General features: G+C 58.8%; 21 protein-coding genes. 13 read left to right on the plus strand and 8 right to left on the minus strand.

All coding sequences use genetic code 11. The features are described 5' to 3' along the window. Positions 1-11 precede the first annotated feature (11 nt). On the plus strand, positions 12-614 hold the full coding sequence (locus tag AB3G88_RS05735; protein WP_003172097.1) for a peroxiredoxin: 603 nt from the start codon (positions 12-14) through the stop codon (positions 612-614). Positions 615-754: 140 nt separating this feature from the next. Here AB3G88_RS05735 and rnt read toward each other — a convergent pair whose 3' ends face one another. Both rnt and pyrC read right to left on the minus strand, forming a co-directional pair. After that, on the minus strand, positions 755-1,426 hold the full coding sequence (gene rnt / locus AB3G88_RS05740; protein ID WP_032891788.1) for a ribonuclease T: 672 nt from the start codon (positions 1,424-1,426) through the stop codon (positions 755-757). Beyond that, complete coding sequence (gene pyrC / locus AB3G88_RS05745) at positions 1,423-2,469, minus strand: dihydroorotase (protein ID WP_099583487.1); 1,047 nt, start codon at positions 2,467-2,469, stop codon at positions 1,423-1,425. Before pyrC ends, rnt begins: the two co-directional genes overlap by 4 nt. Before the next feature lie 156 nt (positions 2,470-2,625). Here pyrC and AB3G88_RS05750 point away from each other — a divergent pair, with 156 nt between their 5' ends. The 3 genes from AB3G88_RS05750 (at position 2,626) to AB3G88_RS05760 (ending at position 6,133) form a co-directional block, all read left to right on the plus strand. Further along, entirely contained in the window at positions 2,626-3,534 is a 909-nt protein-coding gene (locus AB3G88_RS05750; protein ID WP_158878457.1) for a flagellar protein MotY, read from the plus strand. Between the two features lie 129 nt (positions 3,535-3,663). Continuing rightward, on the plus strand, positions 3,664-4,881 hold the full coding sequence (locus AB3G88_RS05755; RefSeq protein ID WP_049709749.1) for an argininosuccinate synthase: 1,218 nt from the start codon (positions 3,664-3,666) through the stop codon (positions 4,879-4,881). Positions 4,882-5,500: 619 nt separating this feature from the next. Next, the gene (locus tag AB3G88_RS05760) at positions 5,501-6,133 is read left to right on the plus strand and encodes a response regulator transcription factor (protein WP_099583485.1); all 633 of its coding nucleotides are present in this window, start codon (positions 5,501-5,503) and stop codon (positions 6,131-6,133) included. Between the two features lie 81 nt (positions 6,134-6,214). Here AB3G88_RS05760 and AB3G88_RS05765 read toward each other — a convergent pair whose 3' ends face one another. From AB3G88_RS05765 to metG, 4 genes are all read right to left on the minus strand, one after another. Then, positions 6,215-6,397, minus strand: coding sequence for a PA3496 family putative envelope integrity protein (locus AB3G88_RS05765; RefSeq protein ID WP_099583484.1), 183 nt, complete (start codon positions 6,395-6,397; stop codon positions 6,215-6,217). A 107-nt stretch (positions 6,398-6,504) separates the two neighbouring features. After that, positions 6,505-7,143: an endonuclease III gene (gene nth, locus AB3G88_RS05770; RefSeq protein ID WP_099583483.1), complete on the minus strand. Its 639-nt coding sequence runs from the start codon at positions 7,141-7,143 to the stop codon at positions 6,505-6,507. A gap of 144 nt (positions 7,144-7,287) precedes the next feature. Further along, positions 7,288-8,250 (minus strand): electron transport complex subunit RsxB, encoded by a 963-nt coding sequence (rsxB, locus tag AB3G88_RS05775; protein WP_480453465.1) that lies wholly within the window; start codon positions 8,248-8,250, stop codon positions 7,288-7,290. A 113-nt stretch (positions 8,251-8,363) separates the two neighbouring features. After that, positions 8,364-10,415, minus strand: a complete 2,052-nt coding sequence (metG, locus tag AB3G88_RS05780) for a methionine--tRNA ligase (protein ID WP_099583481.1) — start codon at positions 10,413-10,415, stop codon at positions 8,364-8,366. Positions 10,416-10,586: 171 nt separating this feature from the next. Between metG and apbC the strand changes: the two genes are divergently transcribed. Then, complete coding sequence (gene apbC / locus AB3G88_RS05785; RefSeq protein ID WP_480453466.1) at positions 10,587-11,681, plus strand: iron-sulfur cluster carrier protein ApbC; 1,095 nt, start codon at positions 10,587-10,589, stop codon at positions 11,679-11,681. 502 nt (positions 11,682-12,183) lie between these two features. Here the strand turns inward: apbC and fdxA are convergent. Both fdxA and mutS read right to left on the minus strand, forming a co-directional pair. Beyond that, entirely contained in the window at positions 12,184-12,507 is a 324-nt protein-coding gene (gene fdxA / locus AB3G88_RS05790) for a ferredoxin FdxA (RefSeq protein ID WP_158878462.1), read from the minus strand. A 142-nt stretch (positions 12,508-12,649) separates the two neighbouring features. Next, positions 12,650-15,241: a DNA mismatch repair protein MutS gene (mutS, locus tag AB3G88_RS05795; RefSeq protein ID WP_480453467.1), complete on the minus strand. Its 2,592-nt coding sequence runs from the start codon at positions 15,239-15,241 to the stop codon at positions 12,650-12,652. 540 nt (positions 15,242-15,781) lie between these two features. Between mutS and AB3G88_RS05800 the strand changes: the two genes are divergently transcribed. The 8 genes from AB3G88_RS05800 to AB3G88_RS05835 all read left to right on the plus strand — a co-directional run bounded on the left by AB3G88_RS05800 (position 15,782) and on the right by AB3G88_RS05835 (position 21,100). Next, positions 15,782-16,516, plus strand: coding sequence for a LexA family transcriptional regulator (locus AB3G88_RS05800; protein WP_112193761.1), 735 nt, complete (start codon positions 15,782-15,784; stop codon positions 16,514-16,516). Positions 16,517-17,105: 589 nt separating this feature from the next. Beyond that, positions 17,106-17,444, plus strand: coding sequence for a phage holin family protein (locus tag AB3G88_RS05805; RefSeq protein WP_112193763.1), 339 nt, complete (start codon positions 17,106-17,108; stop codon positions 17,442-17,444). Between the two features lie 23 nt (positions 17,445-17,467). Beyond that, positions 17,468-17,983: a hypothetical protein gene (locus AB3G88_RS05810; RefSeq protein ID WP_480453468.1), complete on the plus strand. Its 516-nt coding sequence runs from the start codon at positions 17,468-17,470 to the stop codon at positions 17,981-17,983. Between the two features lie 3 nt (positions 17,984-17,986). Then, on the plus strand, positions 17,987-18,598 hold the full coding sequence (locus tag AB3G88_RS05815) for a phage baseplate assembly protein V (RefSeq protein ID WP_191947117.1): 612 nt from the start codon (positions 17,987-17,989) through the stop codon (positions 18,596-18,598). 9 nt (positions 18,599-18,607) lie between these two features. Continuing rightward, positions 18,608-18,940, plus strand: coding sequence for a phage baseplate protein (locus AB3G88_RS05820; protein ID WP_112193769.1), 333 nt, complete (start codon positions 18,608-18,610; stop codon positions 18,938-18,940). After that, positions 18,937-19,932 carry a baseplate J/gp47 family protein gene (locus AB3G88_RS05825; protein WP_094774803.1) on the plus strand — a complete coding sequence of 332 codons (996 nt, stop codon included), beginning with the start codon at positions 18,937-18,939 and terminating at the stop codon, positions 19,930-19,932. Before AB3G88_RS05820 ends, AB3G88_RS05825 begins: the two co-directional genes overlap by 4 nt. Next, positions 19,929-20,567 (plus strand): phage tail protein I, encoded by a 639-nt coding sequence (locus AB3G88_RS05830; RefSeq protein ID WP_112193773.1) that lies wholly within the window; start codon positions 19,929-19,931, stop codon positions 20,565-20,567. Before AB3G88_RS05825 ends, AB3G88_RS05830 begins: the two co-directional genes overlap by 4 nt. Then, complete coding sequence (locus tag AB3G88_RS05835; protein WP_400530573.1) at positions 20,564-21,100, plus strand: hypothetical protein; 537 nt, start codon at positions 20,564-20,566, stop codon at positions 21,098-21,100. Before AB3G88_RS05830 ends, AB3G88_RS05835 begins: the two co-directional genes overlap by 4 nt. The last annotated feature ends 45 nt before the right edge of the window (positions 21,101-21,145 follow it).

Below are 21,145 nucleotides of genomic sequence, written 5' to 3' on the forward strand. Positions count from 1 at the left end.
GGAGATACCCAATGAGCGTACTCGTCGGCAAACAAGCCCCGGATTTCGACGTACCAGCCGTCCTCGGCAATGGCGAAATCGTAGACAGCTTCAAGCTGTCTGAAGCCATCAAAGGCAAATACGGCCTGGTGTTCTTCTACCCGTTGGACTTCACCTTCGTCTGCCCTTCGGAGCTGATCGCGCTGGACCACCGCATGGACGATTTCAAGGCGCGTAACGTTGAAGTGGTTGCTGTTTCCATCGACTCCCATTTCACCCACAACGCCTGGCGCAACACCGCCATCAACGATGGCGGCATCGGCAAAGTCAAATACACCATGGCTGCTGACATGAAGCACGACATCGCCAAGGCCTACGACGTTGAGTCTGAAGGCGGCGTTGCCTTCCGTGGCGCGTTCCTGATCGACGACAAGGGCGTTGTTCGCTCGCAGATCATCAACGACCTGCCACTGGGCCGTAACATGGAAGAGCTGATTCGCCTGGTTGACGCGCTGCAATTCCACGAAGAGCACGGCGAAGTTTGCCCTGCAAACTGGAAGAAAGGCGACAAAGGCATGAACGCTTCGCCAGAAGGCGTTGCGGCTTACCTGACCGAGAACGCTGGCAAGCTGTAAGCCAGATTCGCGGTGAAAAAAAACCGGCCTGTGAGGGCCGGTTTTTTTATGTGCGGGTTTTGACCTGTAGTTGTGGTGAGCGAGCAAGCCCGCTCACCACGACAAGCCCGCCTAGCCATGAAAGCCCGTTCGAGTCAGCCTCAGTCGCCGAAGTCTTCCCAACCGCCCATTTGTTTCCAGCGGTTGACGATGCCGCAGAACAGATCAGCGGTCTTCTCGGTGTCGTAGCGCGCCGAGTGGGCTTCGCGACCGTCGAAGTCGATACCGGCGGCCTGGCACGCCTTGGCCAGTACGGTCTGGCCATAAGCCAGGCCAGCCAGGGTGGCGGTGTCGAAGCTGGAGAACGGATGAAACGGGTTGCGCTTCATGTCCAGGCGGGCCACGGCAGCATTCAGAAAGCCCAGATCGAAGCTGCTGTTATGCCCCACCAGGATCGCACGCTTGCAGCCATTGGCCTTCAACGCCTTGCGAACGCCACGGAAAATGTCGGTCAGTGCCGCTTCTTCGCTGACGGCCATGCGCAAGGGGTGATCCAGCTTGATCCCGGTGAACTCCAGGGCTGCCGCTTCGATGTTGGCACCTTCAAACGGCTCGACGCGGAAGAAATGGGTGTGTTCTGGATAAACGAAGCCCTGTTCATCCATGCCGATGGTCGTCGCGGCAATTTCCAGCAGCGCATCGGTGGCGCAATTGAAGCCGCCGGTTTCTACGTCGATAACGACAGGCAGGTAGCCGCGGAAACGTTCGGCCATCGGGTGGCGTGAACCACCGCCACCGTGTTCCTGGTCGTCATCGTAATGGTCTTCACTCACTTGCTTTCCTCCAGCAGGCGCCAGCGCAGTGTTTCACCGGCGCGCAGCGGGATAACGGTCAGCTCGCCAAATGGCAGGCTGGCAGGGGCGGTCCAGTCTTCCCGGACCAGGGTGATGCGGTCGGTATTCGCCGGCAGGCCATAGAAACGTGGGCCGTTGAGGCTGGCGAAACCTTCGAGTTTATCCAGAGCGTTGCGTTGTTCGAACGCTTCGGCGTACAGCTCGATGGCGGCATAGGCGGTGTAGCAACCGGCACAGCCACACGCGGCTTCCTTGGCGTGCTGGGCGTGGGGCGCCGAGTCAGTGCCGAGGAAGAACTTCGGGTTACCGCTGGTCGCGGCATCCAGCAGCGCCACCTGGTGGGTATTGCGCTTGAGGATCGGCAGGCAATAGAAGTGCGGCCGAATCCCGCCCACCAGCATATGGTTGCGGTTATAGAGCAGGTGATGCGCGGTGATGGTTGCGCCGACGTTGGCCGAGGCCTCGGTGACGAACTGCACGGCATCGGCCGTGGTGATGTGCTCGAACACCACCTTGAGGGTCGGGAACAACTCGACCACGCGGCGCATGTGCTCGTCGATGAAGACCTTCTCGCGATCGAACACGTCCACGTCGCCACGGGTGACTTCACCGTGGATCAGCAGCGGCATGCCGACTTCGGCCATGGCTTCGATGGCGGGCAGGATCTTGTCGATGCTGGTCACGCCGGAATCGGAGTTGGTGGTCGCGCCAGCCGGATACAGCTTGGCGGCGTGTACATAACCGCTGGCCTTGGCCTCGCGAATTTCTTCGGGCTGGGTGCGGTCGGTGAGGTAGAGCACCATCAATGGTTCGAAGCGGCTGCCGGCCGGTCGTGCAGCGAGGATACGCTGGCGATAGGCATCGGCTTCAGCGGCGTTACGCACCGGTGGTACCAGGTTAGGCATGATGATGGCGCGGCCAAACGTGCGCGCTACATCGGCCACGGTTTGGGGCAACGCAGCACCATCGCGAAGATGAATATGCCAGTCGTCGGGACGCAGCAGGGTCAGGCGGTCGGACATTGGGGATTCCAGGCGGGTCAATCTGGTGGGAATGCTACCGGAAAAGACTCTTGCAGGCACTCGCTATCAAGTTTTGCAGGATGCATCCGATAGCCTTTCGTATGCCTTATCGATGTATGACGCTTTGAAGTGTTGTAGAAACCAGTGGAGCCTCCCGTGCGCCAGCATTATCTAGCCCTGCTCAGTGTGTTCGCCAGCCTGCCTGCAATGGCCCTCACGTTCCAGACACGTCTGGAGAATATTGAGTGGAAGGTGGAGGGTGACAAGTTCGAGTGCCGCCTGACCCAACCGATCACCGATTTCGGTTCGGGTGAGTTCGTGCGCCGGGCCGGTGAGCAGGCGACATTCCGCCTGAAAGCCTATAACGGCTCGCTGGGTTCAGGATCCGCCACCTTGTTGGCCGCTGCGGCGCCGTGGCAGCCTGGTCGTGGCGATATCAATCTCGGCGCCGTGCGCGCAGGCAGTGGCGACGTGCTGTTCAACAGCTCCCAGGCCCAGGCCGGGCGCCTGTTCAATGGTTTGCTCGATGGCCGTTCACCCACCGTGCGTCACTACGGGCGCGAGGGCGGCTATTCAGAGATTCGCCTGCTGCCGGTGAAATTCAACAAGGCCTATAGTGACTATCAGCTGTGCACGGCCAAGTTGCTGCCGATGAATTACGATCAGGTCAAGCAGACCGAAGTCGGTTTTCCCGGCGGTGGTATCGAGCTGGACGCGGCGGCCAAGCAGAAGCTGGCGGTGATTCTCGAGTTCCTGAAAGCGGACCCTACCGTCAACCACATCGAATTGAACGGTCACTCGGACAACAGCGGCAATCGCCTGAGCAATCGCGATGTATCACGGCGTCGTGCACTGGCGGTGATGGACTACTTCAAGGCCAATGGCATCCAGGAATCCCAGATCACCCTGCGCTTCCATGGCGAGAGCTATCCTTTGGCACCGAATACAAATGCCGCCAACCGGGCGCGCAACCGCCGGGTGAATATTCAGCTTGAGCGGGTGGCTGCCCCCGAGAAACCGGCGCCTCAGGCTGCTGTGCCGAGCAACCCCGCGCACACTTCTTAAGGGGCGGCCGTCGGTCGCGCCCTCGACATAATCTGTCGCTTTATCTTCATTTGCTGTCGCGCCCCTGTAATTTCACGGTTTTGGTCGGTAGAATCGACGCCTTTCCGTACAACCCCGTGGAGTGATGGCATGGCCGACGTAAACAAGGTCGTTCTCGCGTATTCCGGCGGCCTGGACACTTCGGTGATCCTCAAGTGGCTGCAGGATACTTATAACTGTGAAGTGGTGACCTTCACCGCTGACCTGGGTCAGGGTGAAGAGGTCGAACCTGCACGTGCCAAGGCGCAAGCCATGGGCGTGAAAGAGATCTACATTGACGACCTGCGCGAAGAATTCGTCCGCGATTTCGTCTTCCCGATGTTTCGCGCCAACACCGTCTACGAAGGCGAGTACCTGCTGGGTACCTCCATCGCACGCCCGCTGATCGCCAAGCGCCTGATCGAAATCGCCAACGAAACCGGCGCCGACGCTATTTCCCATGGCGCCACCGGCAAGGGCAACGACCAGGTGCGTTTCGAACTGGGTGCCTACGCACTCAAGCCTGGCGTGAAAGTGATTGCTCCTTGGCGTGAATGGGATTTGCTCTCCCGTGAAAAGCTGATGGATTACGCTGAAAAGCACGCAATCCCGATCGAGCGTCATGGCAAGAAGAAATCCCCGTACTCGATGGACGCCAACCTGCTGCACATCTCCTATGAAGGCGGCGTGCTGGAAGACACCTGGACCGAGCACGAAGAAGACATGTGGAAGTGGACCGTCTCCCCGGAGAACGCTCCAGACAAGGCGCAATACCTGGAACTGACCTACCGCAACGGCGACATCGTCGCACTGGACGGCGTCGAAATGACTCCGGCCACCGTGCTGGCGACCCTGAACCGTATCGGTGGCGAACACGGCATTGGCCGTCTCGACATCGTCGAGAACCGCTACGTGGGCATGAAGTCCCGTGGCTGCTACGAGACTCCAGGTGGCACCATCATGCTGCGCGCTCACCGCGCCATCGAGTCCATCACCCTGGACCGCGAAGTGGCTCACCTCAAAGACGAGTTGATGCCCAAGTACGCCAGCCTGATCTACACCGGCTACTGGTGGAGCCCAGAGCGTCTGATGCTGCAACAGATGATCGACGCCTCCCAGGCCCACGTGAATGGCGTTGTGCGCCTGAAGCTGTACAAGGGCAATGTGATCGTTACCGGTCGCAAGTCCGATGACTCGCTGTTCGACGCCAACATCGCCACCTTCGAAGAAGATGGCGGCGCCTATAACCAGGCGGATGCAGCAGGCTTTATCAAGTTGAACGCATTGCGCATGCGCATCGCTGCCAACAAAGGCCGCTCGTTGTTCTGAGGGTTTCGCCGGTTGTGAAGAGTGGCCCCTTGTTTTCAAGGGGCCATTTTTTTGCCCAGGATTTTAAATAAGTCGGTGTTGTTCAAGGTTGTTTAAACCCAGTGTTCAAACTTTTCGGAAACTCGACTCTTGATTGCCGTGCGTTATCTGCGTTTTTTGTAGGGAGGAATGAATTTTTTACATATGTGTAGGAACCAGTCTTACAGATAATTCACTCATGTAGTTACGGGAGTATGTAAAAGACACATGGGTCTGTAGGAAATAAGGATGTAAATAAATATGTTAAATGGAGCTGAAAATGTTGATTTTTTTACCCCTGCCCGCGCCTCTGCAGTCGATGTGCAAGAGGCATTTCCTGATAGCGGTGTGCAGCATGGTTACTTGGTGTCGGGGTTCCTAGGGAGATTTCGCTCAAAATATGAAAAATGCCGGAAAGGTCTGAAAGGCTCTATAAAACTGGAAACATCCAAGTCTGCGTTTTTTTGTAGGGCATTTCCTTTATCGCTGTGGGGTGGGTCTCTGCTTGCTCTTGCCTGGGGGGGAGCGCTATGCCAACTAGCAAACGACTAGGCTATTGTGCTTGCTCTAAATAATTCGAACAGCGAAATTGGACTTTCTCATGAATAAAGTGCTGATCGTGGATGATCATCCCGTCATTCGTCTTGCTGTGCGTATGCTAATGGAACGCCATGGTTATGAGGTCGTTGCCGAGACCGATAACGGTGTCGATGCGTTGCAACTTGCACGGGAGCATATGCCGGACATTGTCATACTGGATATTGGGATTCCCAAACTCGATGGCCTGGAAGTTATTTGCCGGCTGTCATCTACCAAGCAAGCAATACCGTTCAAGGTGCTGGTGCTCACCTCGCAGGCCCCTGGTCATTTTTCCATGCGTTGCATGCAGGCCGGTGCTGCCGGCTATGTGTGCAAGCAACAGGACCTGACCGAGCTGCTGAGTGCGATCAAGGCAGTGTTGTCGGGCTACAGCTACTTTCCGAACCAGGCACTCAACTCGGTACGCTCTACCATGGGCAATGCCAGCGAGGCCGATATGGTCGAGCGTTTGTCGGGTCGCGAAATGATGGTGTTGCAGCAATTGGCCCGGGGTAGAACCAACAAGGAGATCGCCGACGGAATGTTCCTCAGCAACAAGACGGTCAGCACCTATAAGACTCGCCTGCTGCTCAAGCTCAATGCTCGTTCCCTCGTGGACCTGATCGAGCTCGCCCAGCGTAATGGCTTGGTATAGAGGAGGGCAGCCTGCACATAGTCCGGGATAGTCGGCATAAAAAAGCCTCCGTCAGGGAGGCTTCCGGCCGTCTAGCGCTCTTCAGAGATCGAAGTCGTAGTCGGACAGTTGTTTTTGCAAGCGTCGTTCTTCCAGAAGATTGTCGATAGTACGGCGTTTGCTCAGATTGGTCTTGGCCACCTCGGCCACAGGGGCTTGCGCGTCATCGTCATCCGACTCAACGAGGTCGTCTTCCACATCCAACTGTTCTTTGTCAGTGCTCATAACGTTAACTCCGGAGTAAGACTGCCGTTGGCGCTCCTTATAACGATAATCCATGGACGGGTAAAAAAGATTTTTTCAATCGATTGATCGAGAAAACCAATGAGCTCTCAATCGTCCGATGTCTTTTCCTTGTATTCGCACAGGTCTTCGATGCGGCAGCTGCCGCAGCGTGGCTTGCGGGCCTGGCAAACGTAACGCCCGTGCAGGATCAGCCAGTGGTGGGAGTCGAGCAGGTAAGGCTTGGGCACAAATTTCATCAACTGCTTTTCCACCTCAACCACGTTCTTGCCGCGGGCAATGCCGGTTCGATTGCTGACCCGGAAAATGTGGGTGTCCACGGCCATTGTCAGTTGTCGGAATGCGGTATTGAGCACCACGTTCGCGGTTTTGCGGCCCACGCCCGGCAGGGCTTCCAAGGCTTCGCGGGTTCGTGGCACTTCGCTGCCATGCAGTTCCACCAATAGGCGGCATGTCTCGATGACATTCTTGGCCTTGCTGTTGTACAGGCCTATGGTCTTGATGTACTCCGACAACCCGTCCACACCCAGGGCATAGATTGCCTCTGGTGTGTTTGCCACGGGATACAGCTTGGCCGTGGCCTTGTTGACGCCAACGTCCGTAGACTGGGCCGACAGTATCACCGCAATCAGCAACTCGAACGGCGAGGAGTAGGCCAGTTCGGTCTTGGGTTCCGGATTGTCTTCGTGAAACCTGCGGAAAATTTCCAGGCGTTTTGCGGCGTTCATCGGGCTTAGGATTCCTTGCAGGCGATCAGCGTAGTTTCGAATAGTGGGTCCAGGCCTGGAACCCTGCGAGCAACGACCCGAGGAGCATAAACCCGACAGGTATCAACGGGGGGCGGCAATGGCCATCAACCACCCCAGGGCGCGTCAGTCACCATGGGCATCCAGCTGGCTTTGGGCCTCATCGACCTTGCTTCTTGCGTCGGCCAATTGTTGTGCATCACCCTGTTGGTCCTGGGCTTTCTTCAGCTCTGCGCGGCGCATCGCCAACTGGATCTTGGCGCGTTTGAGGGCGGCGTTGTTGTTGCTGGGGAGCGGCGTCGCGAGCGCGTTGTTCTGGTCCAAGGCGGCCAGTGCCTGTTCTGCTGCTTCGAACTGCTGTTGCAGAACGATCAACTGTGATTGCTGCTCAAATGTTGGCGGATGCCCAAATGCCTTCAGCGATTTGTGTAATTGGGCGCGGCTCATTGCAACGTTGATCTTGGCTTTCTTGATCGACGCATCCCTCGTGGCCTCGTGAGTATCCAGCTGTGTGGGAGGCTCCGGTACCACGCGTCTGGCTCGGGCCAGGCGTTCGGCGAGCTTGTGCTCTTCTTCTCGTTGCAAGCGCGCGTTACGTTGCTCGAAGCGCCGCCGTGCGCGGTTGCGCTTGATTTCACGGTCATGACGTTCTTCGTCGTTGGCCGCCAGGCCACCTACGATAGGCAGCACGGTGATCGGCGGGCGCATCTCGATGCAGTCCACCGGACACGGTGCAACGCACAGGTCGCAGCCCGTGCACTCATCGATAATCACCGTGTGCATAAACTTGGCGGCGCCAACGATGGCATCTACCGGGCAAGCCTGGATGCACTTGGTGCACCCGATGCACTCAGCCTCGCGGATGTACGCAACCTGCGCTGGCGCCTCGCCACGGCTGGTGTCGAGGTCCAGCACCGGTACGCGCAGCAGCAGCGCAAGGCCTGCAATGGTTTCCTGCCCACCGGGCGGGCACTTATTGATGGCCTCGCCCTGCGCGATGCCCTCGGCGTAAGGCTTGCAACCCGGGTGCCCGCACTTTCCGCATTGGGTCTGCGGCAGCAGCGCGTCGATACGTTGAATCAGATTCATGGGGTGATCATTGGCAAGCCGGTTAAACAAACAGGGCCTGATTATCCGGCAAGCGAGAAAGGGGCACTAGCTCAACAGCCCTGTCGCCGAGACGGCAGGGCTGATTTGCAGGGTTACTTGATGCGCTGACCCGGCTTGGCGCCGCTATCGGGGCTGAGCAGGTAGATCTCTTCACCACCAGGGCCAGCCGCCATCACCATGCCTTCGGAGATACCGAACTTCATTTTGCGTGGCTTGAGGTTGGCGATCATCATGGTCAGGCGACCATCGAGCTTGGAGGGGTCCGGATACGCGCTCTTGATCCCGGAGAACACATTGCGCTGCTCGTCACCGATGTCCAGGGTCAGGCGCAGCAGTTTGTCGGCGCCTTCCACGGCTTCGGCCTTGATGATCAGCGCAACACGCAGGTCAACGGCGGCAAAGGCGTCAAACTCGATTTCCGGAGAAAGCGGGTCTTTGGCCAACTCACCGTTGCCCGCTGGTGCAGCCGAGCCGGTGTCGGTCTGGCTGGCGGCCAGGTCTTCTTTCGAAGCGTCGGTCATGGCCTGGACTTTTACCGGGTCGATACGGGTCATCAGCGGCTTGAACTCGTTCAACTGGTGGTTGCTGAGCAAGGTGGTGTGGTCGTTCCAGGTCAACGGGGCGACGTTGAGGAATGCCTCGGCGTCGGCCGCCAGCAGTGGCAGCACCGGTTTGAGGAAGATCACCAACTGGCGGAACAGGTTGACGCCGGTGGCGCAGATCGCCTGGACTTCTGCCTGCTTGCCTTCCTGCTTGTTCAGCGACCACGGGGCCTTGTCGGCGATCCAGGCGTTGGCGCGGTCGGCCAGGCCCATGATCTCGCGCATGGCGCGGGCAAAGTCGCGGGCTTCATAGGCGTCGGCGATGCTTGGCGCGGCGGCCAGGAACGCGTCGGTCAGTTCCGGTGCGGCATTTTCTGCAACCAGTAACCCGGCATTACCCTTGTGGATGAAACCGGCGCAACGGCTGGCGATGTTGACGACTTTGCCGACAAGGTCCGAGTTGACCTTCTGTACGAAGTCTTCCAGGTTCAGGTCCAGGTCGTCGACGCCACGGCCCAGCTTGGACGCGTAGTAGTAGCGCAGGTATTCCGGCGACAGGTGGTCCAGGTAGGTGCGCGCCTTGATAAAGGTGCCACGGGACTTGGACATCTTCTGGCCGTTGACCGTCAGGTAGCCGTGCACGTTGATACCGGTCGGCTTGCGGTAGCCCGAACCTTCGAGCATCGCCGGCCAGAACAGGGCGTGGAAGTTGACGATGTCCTTGCCGATGAAGTGGTACAACTCGGCGGTGGAGTCCTTGCCCCAGAACGCGTCGAAGTCCAACTCCGGCGTGCGGTCGCAGAGGTTCTTGAAGCTGGCCATGTAGCCGATCGGCGCGTCCAGCCACACATAGAAATACTTGCCCGGCTCATCCGGGATCTCGAAGCCGAAGTACGGTGCATCGCGGGAGATATCCCACTGCTGCAGGCCGGCATCCAGCCATTCGGCGATCTTGTTCGCCACGGCATCCTGCAGGGTGCCGCTGCGGGTCCAGGTTTGCAGCATCTGCTGGAAATCCGGGAGTTTGAAGAAGAAGTGCTGGGAATCCTTGAGTACCGGCGTGGCGCCGGAGATTGCCGACTTCGGATCCTTCAGGTCAGTCGGTGCATAAGTGGCACCGCATTTTTCACAGTTGTCGCCGTACTGGTCTTCAGTGCCGCATTTCGGGCAGGTGCCCTTGATGAAGCGGTCGGCCAGGAACATTTTCTTTTCCGGGTCGAAATACTGGGTGATCGAACGCTGGGCAATGTGCCCGGCATCACGCAACTTGAGGTAGATCTGGCTCGACAGCTCACGATTTTCTTCGGCGTGAGTGGAGTGGAAGTTGTCGAAGTCCACCAGGAACTCGGCAAAGTCGGCGCTGTGTTCAGCCTGCACATTGGCGATCAGTTGTTCCGGGGTGATGCCTTCCTTTTCGGCGCGCAGCATGATGGCCGAACCGTGGGCGTCGTCCGCGCAGACATAGATGCATTGGTTGCCGCGGTGCTTCTGGAAGCGCACCCACATATCGGTCTGGATGTACTCAAGCATATGGCCAAGATGGATAGAACCATTGGCATAGGGCAGGGCGCTGGTGACGAGGATCTTGCGTGGCTCGGACATGGGGCTCGGCTACTTGATGAAACGGAGGTCGGCCACTATAAAGCGCCGGGAAATTTATTTCACCCCGTGACGCTGTTTCAGAATTTTCCAGCCCTTCGAAAGCGTGCCGTTCAGCGGCCGGAACGGTTAGGATAGCCGCCTGTTTCAGTCAGTCTTTTTCGGGAGTAGCCCATGAGCGCCGTGAATCGCGCAGCGGTGGAAGCCGTTCTTCGCCAGTACACCGACCCCTATTTGAATCTGGACCCGGTCAGTGCCGGCTGTGTGCGAGCCATTGAGGTCCAGGGGGATCAGGTGGCGGTGCAGCTGGAGCTGGGTTATGCCGCCGGGCTGTTCAAAAGTGGCTGGGCGCAGATGTTGCAAATGGCTATCGAAGGTCTCGACGGTGTTCGTTCAGCCAAGGTCGACATCCAGTGCGTGATCGCGCCGCACAAGGCCCAGGCACAGATTCCGGGCCTGGCTAACGTCAAGAACGTGGTGGCCGTGGCCTCCGGCAAGGGCGGTGTGGGTAAATCCACCACGGCGGCCAACCTGGCGCTGGCCCTGGCCCGTGAAGGCGCCCGCGTAGGCATTCTTGACGCCGACATCTATGGCCCAAGCCAAGGCGTGATGTTTGGGATTGCCGAAGGTACGCGGCCGAAGGTCAAGGATCAGAAGTGGTTCGTGCCCATCGAATCCCTGGGCGTGGAAGTCATGTCCATGGCGTTCCTGACCGATGAAAACACGCCGATGGTGTGGCGTGGGCCGATGGTTTCCGGCGCCTTGCTGCAATTGGTGACGCAGACCGCTTGGGGCGACTTGGATTATCTGGTCATCGACATGCCGCCAGGCACTGGCGATATCCAACTGACCCTGGCGCAGAAAGTCCCGGTGGCTGGTTCGGTAATCGTGACCACACCCCAGGATCTGGCGCTGCTCGACGCGAAAAAAGGCGTGGAGATGTTTCGCAAGGTCAACATCCCGGTGCTGGGCGTCGTGGAAAACATGGCCGTGCACATCTGCTCCAACTGCGGTCACGCCGAACACCTGTTTGGTGAAGGCGGCGGCGAGAAGCTGGCGACCCAGTACGGGGTTGAATTACTGGCGTCGTTGCCGTTGTCGATGGCCATTCGAGAACAGGCCGACGGCGGTAAACCTACCGTAGCGGCCGAGCCGGACGGTCAGCTTGCGATGGTTTATCAGGAACTGGCCCGTCACGTGGGCGCGCGGATTGTATTGCAGGAGGCGGCGGCACCGGCCATGCCGACCATTACCGTCACCGACGACTGAGAGGGTTGAAGGGCAAAAGAGCCTCGCGTTGTCGGGGCTTTTTCTTGTCTACGCAAGGCGCAGGCGGTATCGGGTGCGCATTTACTCAGTCGTGCGTGTAAGCATTAACTTACTTTTGCGTAAGTGTTCGGTTTTTCTATCAGATCCTTACGGCTCTAAATATCGAAAGATATCCCTATGCTATTGATATATAAGAAGTATTTTATAGCGTGTTGCGGGTGTGACTGTGTGGCGGGGTGAGTTGTGCCCCGTTGAACTTCCCGGGGAACCCTCTAACATCAGCCCTGTGTCCACGGATTGGCACAGCCATCAAGGAACGATGGTTTGAAGGAACGTCGCAGGATGCGATTCATCAGGATGATGAAAAGGAATACAGGGACTAGGGAAAAAATGTGGGCGGGTCATACCGCCCCTTTTTTTTGCCTGCGAAAAAGTAAATGCTTGCCCCCGGAATGCAAAAAAGCCCCTGTAAAAGGGGCTTTTTCAGTTGGGCAGCGGCGCTTTAGCGCTCTAGTTGCTCAATTTTGTTGGGCTTGCCATCCCATTCAGCGGCATCCGGCATCGGATCTTTGCGCTCGGTGATGTTTGGCCACACTTCGGCCAGCTCGACGTTCAACTGAATGAATTGCTCCATGCCCGTAGGCACTTCGTCCTCGGAGAAAATCGCGACGGCCGGGCATTCTGGTTCACACAGGGCGCAGTCAATGCACTCATCCGGGTGAATAACCAGGAAGTTCGGGCCTTCGTAGAAGCAGTCCACCGGACACACTTCGACGCAGTCGGTGTACTTGCACTTGATGCAGTTGTCGGTAACGACGAAGGTCATTTCTAATTTTCTCCTCAGGCGGCGGCGGCGAAACCCTTTACGGCAGGGCTCGCGAGGTTCGGGAGCGATAGTCTGCAGGCCAGGCTAAAAGCCTGCAGCATCCCAAACCGCGCGAGAGTCTACCAGCTTGCAAGCGTCTGCGTTATATCCGAACCTGCAGTGCATATAACATTTCGAGCGCTTTACGTGGCGTCAAACCGTCCAGGTCGAGCTTTGCGAGCTCATCCAGCACTGGGTGGGGCAGGCTGGCGAACATATCGCTCTGGTGCGGCGCGGCGGGTTTGCTGTTGGCTTTGACCGGGCTGGCGACCACCGTTTCGTGGGGCAAGGCCGTGGTCTCCAGCCGGCTGAGGTGCTCGCGGGCACGCAGGATCACGTCGTTCGGCACACCGGCCAACTGCGCCACCGCCAAGCCGTAGCTTTGGCTCGCCGGCCCTGGCAGCACATGGTGCAGGAACACAATGCGCTCATTGTGCTCGGTGGCATTGAGATGCACGTTGGCCACCAGCGGCTCGCTTTCCGGCAGTACCGTCAGTTCGAAGTAGTGGGTGGCAAACAGCGTGTAAGCCCGCAGATGCGCCAACCGCTCGGCTGCCGCCCAGGCCAGGGACAGACCATCGAAGGTGCTGGTGCCACGCCCCACTTCGTCCATCAACACCAGGCTGCGTTCGGTGGCATTGTGCAGAATATTGGCGGTTTCGCTCATTTCCACCATAAAGGTGGAACGGCCACCGGCCAAGTCGTCGCTGGAGCCGATTCGGGTGAAAATGCGGTCCACCAGGGACAGCTCGCAACTGGCCGCGGGTACAAAGCTGCCGATATGCGCCAACAATACGATTAACGCGGTCTGGCGCATGTAGGTAGATTTACCGCCCATGTTCGGACCGGTGATGACCAACATGCGGGTATCGTCGTCGAGCGACAGGTCGTTGGCGACGAACGGCGTGATCAACACCTGTTCGACCACCGGATGGCGCCCCTGCACGATGCGCATGCACGGCTCGCTGACAAAACGCGGGCAGTTCAGGTCAAGGTTCAGCGCACGTTCGGCGAGGTTGCTCAACACATCCAGCTCCGCCAGGGCAGCGGCAGTGTCTTGCAGCGGCGCCAGCTGGCTGATCAGGTCTTCGAGCAAGGCTTCATAGAGCATCTTTTCCCGAGCCAGGGCGCGGCTCTTGGCCGACAGCGCCTTGTCTTCGAACTCTTTGAGCTCCGGCGTGATAAAACGCTCGGCGCCTTTGAGGGTCTGGCGGCGTTGATAGTCGATAGGTGCCGACTCGGCCTGCTTGCTTGGCAGTTCAATAAAGTAGCCGTGCACGCGGTTGTAACCGACCTTGAGGTTGGCTAGGCCGGTGCGGGCTTTTTCGCGGGCTTCCAGGTCGATCAGGAACTGCCCGGCGTTTTCGCTCAGGGCTTGCAGTTCATCCAGCTCACTGTCGTAACCCGTCTTCAATACACCACCGTCACGAATAATCGCCGGCGGGTTGTCGATGATGGCCTTTTCCAGCAGGGCTGCCAGTTCCGGATAGGTACCTGCGGTTTCGGCCAATTGCTGCAGGTGCGGCGTGTCCAGTTCGGTCATTGCCACTTGCAACTGCGGCAGGGCGCTGAGGGCATCACGCAGGCGTGCAAGGTCACGAGGGCGCGCATTGCGCAGGCCGATCCGCGCCAGAATCCGCTCGATATCGCCGATTTCCTTGAGCTGCGGTTGCAGCTTTTCGAAGCGGTAGCCATCCAGCAGGCAGGTAATAGAGGTCTGACGCGCTTGCAGCACCGCCAGATCCCGCAACGGACGGTTCAACCAGCGCGTCAGCAGGCGGCTGCCCATGGCGGTCTGGCAACGGTCGACCACCGATTGCAGGGTGTTGTCACGCCCGCCTGACAGGTTGGTGTCCAGTTCCAGATTTCGGCGGCTGGCGCCATCGAGCACCACCGTGTCGTCCAGGCGCTCATGGCGCAGGCTGCGCAAATGCGGCAGGGCAGTGCGCTGGGTTTCCTTGGCGTAGCTGAGCAGGCAACCGGCGGCGCCGATGGCCAGGGTCAACGTCTCGCAACCGAAGCCCTTGAGGTCTTGCACCGAGAACTGCTGGCACAGACTTTTCAGCGCCGAATCACGCTCAAAATCCCACGGCGCACGACGCTTGGTCCCACGACGCTTCTCCGCCGGCAAGTCCTTGGGCCAATCATCCGGGATCAGCAACTCCACCGGATTGATGCGCTCCAACTCCGCCAGCAAGTTCTCCCAGCCCTTGATCTCCAGCACGCTGAAATTGCCGCTGGTGATGTCCAGCACCGACAGGCCGAACAGCCGCTCATCGCCCAACACCGCCGCAATCAGGTTATCGCGACGCTCATCCAGCAACGCTTCATCACTCACCGTCCCCGGCGTGATAATGCGCACCACCTGACGTTCCACCGGCCCTTTACTCGTGGCCGGGTCGCCGATCTGCTCACAAATCACCACCGACTCGCCCAGCTTCACCAGCTTGACCAGGTAACCTTCCAACGAATGGTACGGAATCCCACACATCGGAATCGACTGCCCTGCCGATTGCCCACGCGCGGTCAGGGTAATGTCCAGCAGCTTGGCGGCCTTCTTCGCGTCCTCGTAGAAGATCTCGTAGAAGTCGCCCATGCGATAGAACATCAACTGATCAGGGTGCTGGTTTTTCAGGCGCCAGTACTGCTGCATCATTGGGGTATGGGAGGACAGATCGGAAGTGTTCTTACTCATCAGATAGTTAGCAAATTCGTTAAAAGGAGTGGGGCAAAGATGGGGCACCTGGCCCTGCTAATTTTGCGATGGCGGCAAGGTTAACACGCGAGGTCGGGGCTTCGCAGGTCGCAAGCTGATAGGTAAAACGCAAAAGGGTGCGACTTAATTACAGGGTTTCAAATCAGTTCACTTACCGTAGAAATGGTTCAGGAGTATCAGTTCGCACGCCGCCACCAAAGTGCAGAGCACAATGAAGCCGGGGCTGAAGACGCGTTTGCGATTAGACGAGCCATCGCCCCATGAGCCTGGATCTGCATCGTCGGAAACGAGGGTAATCAGTGCCATCAGGCTAAGTATCCATGCCTTGGTCCAGAAATTGTAAGTTCTCCATTGAGTCATCCTTGCTCGTCTCCCGTCGGTTTTGCGATGGCGATAAGGTTATCACTCAACACTTGCCCTTCGCAGACCTGCTAAGGGCATGGTCAATGCATAAAAAAGTGCATAATGTATGCCGTTTAGCATTTGCTAACCTTTCAATCTCCCGTCAGTATCCGCATCATGCAAAAACGCAACGTTTCTATCGTCTTAAGAGAACTGCTGGATCGCGACCGGATCTCCCCCACGGAGCTTCACCGGCGTACCGGCGTGCCTCAATCCACGTTGTCCCGGATTCTCAGCGGCAAGATCGTCGACCCGTCGGACAAGCATATTTCCCGCATCGCAGAGTACTTCCGCGTCAGCACCGACCAACTGCGCGGGCGCGTAGCGGTCGGCGTTTCGCGGGACGACGAGCGCGACCCTATGCATTCTGAACTCAAGGACATAAGCCTGTGGGACGACGACACGCCCGTTAATGATGACGAGGTGTCGATCCCCTTTCTGCGCGAGGTTGAATTGGCTGCTGGATCAGGAAGATTCGTCATCGAGGAAAGCGAGAAGGCCAGCTTGCGTTTTGGAAAACGCAGCCTGCGGCATAACGGTGTGCAGTTCGACCAGGCCAAGTGCGTGACAGTGCGCGGCAACAGTATGTTGCCGGTGTTGCGCGACGGCGCAACGGTGGGGGTGAATGCCGGCAAGAGCGGCATTGGCGATATTGTGGATGGCGACCTGTATGCCATCAATCACAACGGCCAGTTGCGGGTTAAACAGCTCTACCGCCTGCCTTCCGGCATTCGCCTGCGCAGCTTCAATCGTGATGAACATCCGGATGAGGACTACAGCTTCCAGGAGATCCAGGATGAGCAGATCAGTATCCTCGGTCATGTTTTCTGGTGGGGCATGTACGCCCGCTAACCTCCACGCGTAAGAAGAAACCCGCCCATGTGCGGGTTTTTTTTCGCCCCTGGAAAACCGGCCAAGCCCAAGCCCGTAAGGCTTTCAATGCATCAATGCATTTGTTTGGCAAAATAAATGCGTTTATGCATTGACTGTATATGCATACATGCATATTCTTTATCTCAAGCCAGCCAACACGGCCTGGTGGAGGCGGCAAGGATGCTGCCAAGGAAGACAAGGAAGGCACGCAACATCGGCAAGGACGCCATCGAAGCGATGGCAGGGATGCCAGGCAACACCGGCAGGGACGCCGACGCTCTTTAGTTTCAACGCTTCAACAACAGGCAGCGATGAACCGGCCTTAACGGTTCAGAGGGTTGGCAACTGACCCGGGTGTGCAGCGTAAAGCACCAGAAGCAGTTATCCGGCAGACAGGGATCGTGGTCGGAAAAACATCGAGGAAAGGACCGTACCGCGCCAGTAGCGCCGAAAGTCCGAGGACATCATTACTGAAAAGCCCGGGCGACCGGGCTTTTTGGAATGCCTACCTATCCAAGCATTTGTAAATGAAATACGGACTATTTATTGCTCAGCCAGGAGGCGTGACATGACAAATGAACAGCAAGCGTTAGCGGAAATGCCTATCTGGCTGGTCATCATATTGGCGCTGATCGGCGGGGTCTCGGGTGAAATGTGGCGCGCCGATAAAGAAGGCGCACGTGGCTGGTCGCTGATCCGCCGATTGGCCCTGCGTTCCGGAGCGTGCATGGTTTGCGGGGTGTCGGCCCTGATGCTGTGCTACGCCGCCGGCATGTCGATCTGGACCGCCGGCGCGATTGGTTGCCTGACCGCCATGGCCGGTGCTGATGTGGCCATCGGCCTTTATGAACGATGGGCGGCCAAGCGCATCGGGATCAACCAAGGCTCCGGCCAGGACCCGCACTAACCGTTGCAAGGACGCGACTTAAAATGACGTTTATCGAAAAGCCATCCCAACTGCCCCAGGCCATCGGCTCGATGCTGCATGCGGCCTTCCCGGACATCAAGGTCGGCAGTCACCAAGACTTTCAAGGCGATGCTGAACAAACCTGCGTAATGGTTACGGTCGAAGGCAATGGCCCGGGCATTCGCTCCCGTGAAGGGCGCAAGGCCCACGTCTTGGCCATTTCGCTCAGGGCCATGGTGGCACCCGGTGCATTGCCGTTCGACGCCTGCGACCTGGCCAGCCAACTGATGGATCTGGTGCTGGATAACCGTTGGAACCTGCCCCAGGCACAGTGCGATTTGCCGGCGAATATCGTCGCTGCGCCCGCTGTGCGCACTTCCGTGCAAACGGACTACGACACCTGGACGGTTTCCTTCACGCAAACCCTCTATCTGGGGCCGGCGTTACTCGACGATCCCACAGGCCAACCGCTATTTGCCTGCACCTGGGACGTCTCCAACATCGACGACCCAACCCAATACCAGCCACTGGCGGAGTAGCCCATGTTCGACGCGCTGTTACGCATGCAATTGGGACCGATCGTCGAACGCCTGGCCGAGATGGAGTCCCAGCTCGAGGACCTCTACCGCCGCGCCGAGAGCTTCTGCCGGATCGGTGTTTGCCAGCAGGTCGATGCGGCCAGCAACACCTGCAAGGTCAGCCACGGCGATTTGCTCACCCCGGCGATCCGCTTTTTCAACCCCAGCGCCGGTGCACAAACCGAAACCCGCATCCCCACGGTGGGTGAGCAATGCCTGCTGCTCAACTACGGCGGGGGGGAGGGCGGTGTGCAATCCGTGGCCCTGTTCGGCCTCAACAGTGATCGCTTCCCGCCGGTCTCCAGCGTGGCGACGCTGACCCGGCGCCGACACCAAGACGGCACCCAAAGCGACTACGACGACGCCAGCCATACCTTCAACTGGGTCAACGGCCCCACCACCTTCAGCGGTTCCCGCGAACAGGTTGACGTCAAAGTCGGCGTCGCCAGCCTGAGCCTCAACGCCCAAGGCATCACCCTGCAAGTCGGCGGCACCAGCCTGTTGCTGGATGCCGGCGGCGCGCACTTCAGCGGCCCGGTGGTTGACCATCAAGGACGCGTCATCAGCCCCCGATAAGGACACCCCATGCTCGGAATCGATAGGAACACCGGGGCGGCCGTCGACGACTGGCTGCAATTTGTGCAGCGCGCCACCCGGGCGCTGACCACCCCTGTGGGCACTCGGCAAAAACGCCCGTTGTACGGCTCGCTGATCCCGCAGTTGCTCGGCCAGAACCTCGGCGATGACCTGTTGATCCTCGCCCAGAGCCACGCCGCGCAAGCCTTCTACAACACCCACAACGGCATCGGCGACTTCGACCCTCAGGTCATCGTCGCCACCCGCCAAGGCGCCGGCCTGCTGTTGCGGTTTGCCGGCATCTGGAAAAACCGCCAACAATCCTTCGAGGTCGTGACATGAGCATGCTGATCCCCGGCCAGAACCAACTGGCGGAACCGGCCATTATTAAGGTCGATGAGTTCGAACCGTTGTTGGCCGAATTCAAAGCGTTTGTCATCGACTACGTCGCCACCCGCGCGCCGCAAAGCGCAGCCAAACTCCAGGTCAGCCTCGACAACGAAAGCGAACTGCTGACCCTGGCGCTGGAAGCTTTTTGCGTGCGCCTGCAAACCCATGAGCGCAAATACAACGCCCGCATCAAGCAGATGCTGGCGTGGTGGGCCACCGGCAGCAACCTGGATGCACGCCTGGCCGATATGGGCCTGGAACGCCAGGTACTCGACCCCGGCGACCCGGCCGCGTTCCCGCCGGTGCCGCCCACCTTGGAAAGCGACGACGACGCCCGCCTGCGTTACTACCTGGCGCCCCATGCTCCGGCGGCGGGCTCGCGCATGCAGTATCGCCGTGAAGTGTTCACTTTGGGTGAGCGCCCGGCGGTGAAAGTGCAAAGTGCGACGCCCGGCGTGGTCACGGTCACCTACACCTTCGACCCGGACGGTTACGCGGCCCAGGTCAAGGACGGCAACGCTCGCCGCACCGCACCGGGTGAAGTCATGGTCACTGTGCTTTCGAGGGAGGGCGACGGCACGCCATCTGCCGACTTGCTTGACGGTGTGCGTCGACATTTCGCACGGCCGGATGTAAGGCCCGAAACCGATCTGGTCAGCGTCCAAGGCGCGCAGATTCAACCCTATAAAATTCGCGTGGTGGCCAAGATCAACGCCGGTCCGGACTCGGGGCTGACCCAAGTGGCGGCGCAGAAACTGCTGCAAGACTACGCAGAGTCCTGCCACCGCCTGGAAGGGCGGGTGGACCCCAGCTGGATCGACTACGCCATCCACAGTGCCGGCGCTGCGCAACTGCACATCCTCGAACCGCTGGCGCCGATTGTCAGCACCGCGTTCCAGGCTCCGTATTGCACGGGTGTCGAGGTGGAGGTGCGCACGCTATGAGTGAACCCAACGCAAGTTTGCTACCGGCCAACAGCTCACCGCTGGAAAAGGCCCTGGACCTGGGCTTCGGCAGATTGCTCGAGCGCGTCACCCCGCCGTTTCCGGCGCTGATGAACCCGCTGTATACCCCTAGTGAGTTCCTACCTTACCTGGCCGCCGATCGTGGCGTCAGCGAATGGGATGCCGAGGCCAGCGAAGCGGAAAAACGCCTGACCTTGGCTTTGTCCTGGCAGATCCAGCGCCAGGCAGGTACGCCCAAGGCGCTGAGCCACGCGGTGGAATCATTGGGCTTCACGCCCAATATCAGCGCCTGGTACCAGCAACGCCCGCTGGGCGTGCCTTACACCTTCGACGTGCAGGCGATCATCGGGCGCAGTTGGTCCAGTGGCGACCACAACCGGCTGATCCGGCGTATCAACGCAGCCAAAAGTGAGCGCGATCAGGCGACGATCACCATCGTGCATGAGACCGAAGGCCAGCTCGCACTCACGCAAGTGCTCGACGCGCCTTTAAGCGACGGCGAGTTCTACCTGAACGGCGCGTTGCCGGAATTGGCGCTGGTGGCTCGCCTAAACAGCGCCGGGGTTGCCCAGCACTACACCATTAACGATTACGACCTCAGGGCGCAGCCATGACATATGAAATCACGCGCCTGGTGCGCTTCACCTCCAAAGGTTTGGATGAAGTGCTGCAGGCAAAGAACCAGGGCCTCAAAGGCGAAATCACCCACATCGGCGCCGGCACCGGCCGCTACAACCCCAACGGCACGGAAGTGGCCTTGCGTGACGAGCGCCAACGGGTGGCTATCGTCGATTACGAAGACCTGGGCGAGCGCCAACTCAGGATGGCCGCGCTGTTTGATGGCGACGGCGAGTATGAGATTGGCGAGTTCGGGTTTTACCTCGCCAGCGGCACCCTGTTGGCGGTGTATTCCGTGGCGGGGAAGTTGCTGACGTATAAAGCGGCGGCGGCAAGAGTGCTGCAGAAGTTTACGCTGGATGTTTCGCCGTTGCCGGCGGATAGCGTGACGATTGTGGTGGGGGAGCACAACCTTAATTTGTTGTTGACAGAGGAGTTGGCGACTATTGCCGCTGCCAATGTAAATAATATGTGGCGGCATCTAGACGTGTTGTTTCGAGTAATGGCGCTGGAAATAAAAGCTCAATGAGGGGTCAAGGATGATTCGCGAAGCTCCCTTAGTATTTAATAATTC

It is taken from the genome of Pseudomonas arvensis (assembly GCF_056688935.1).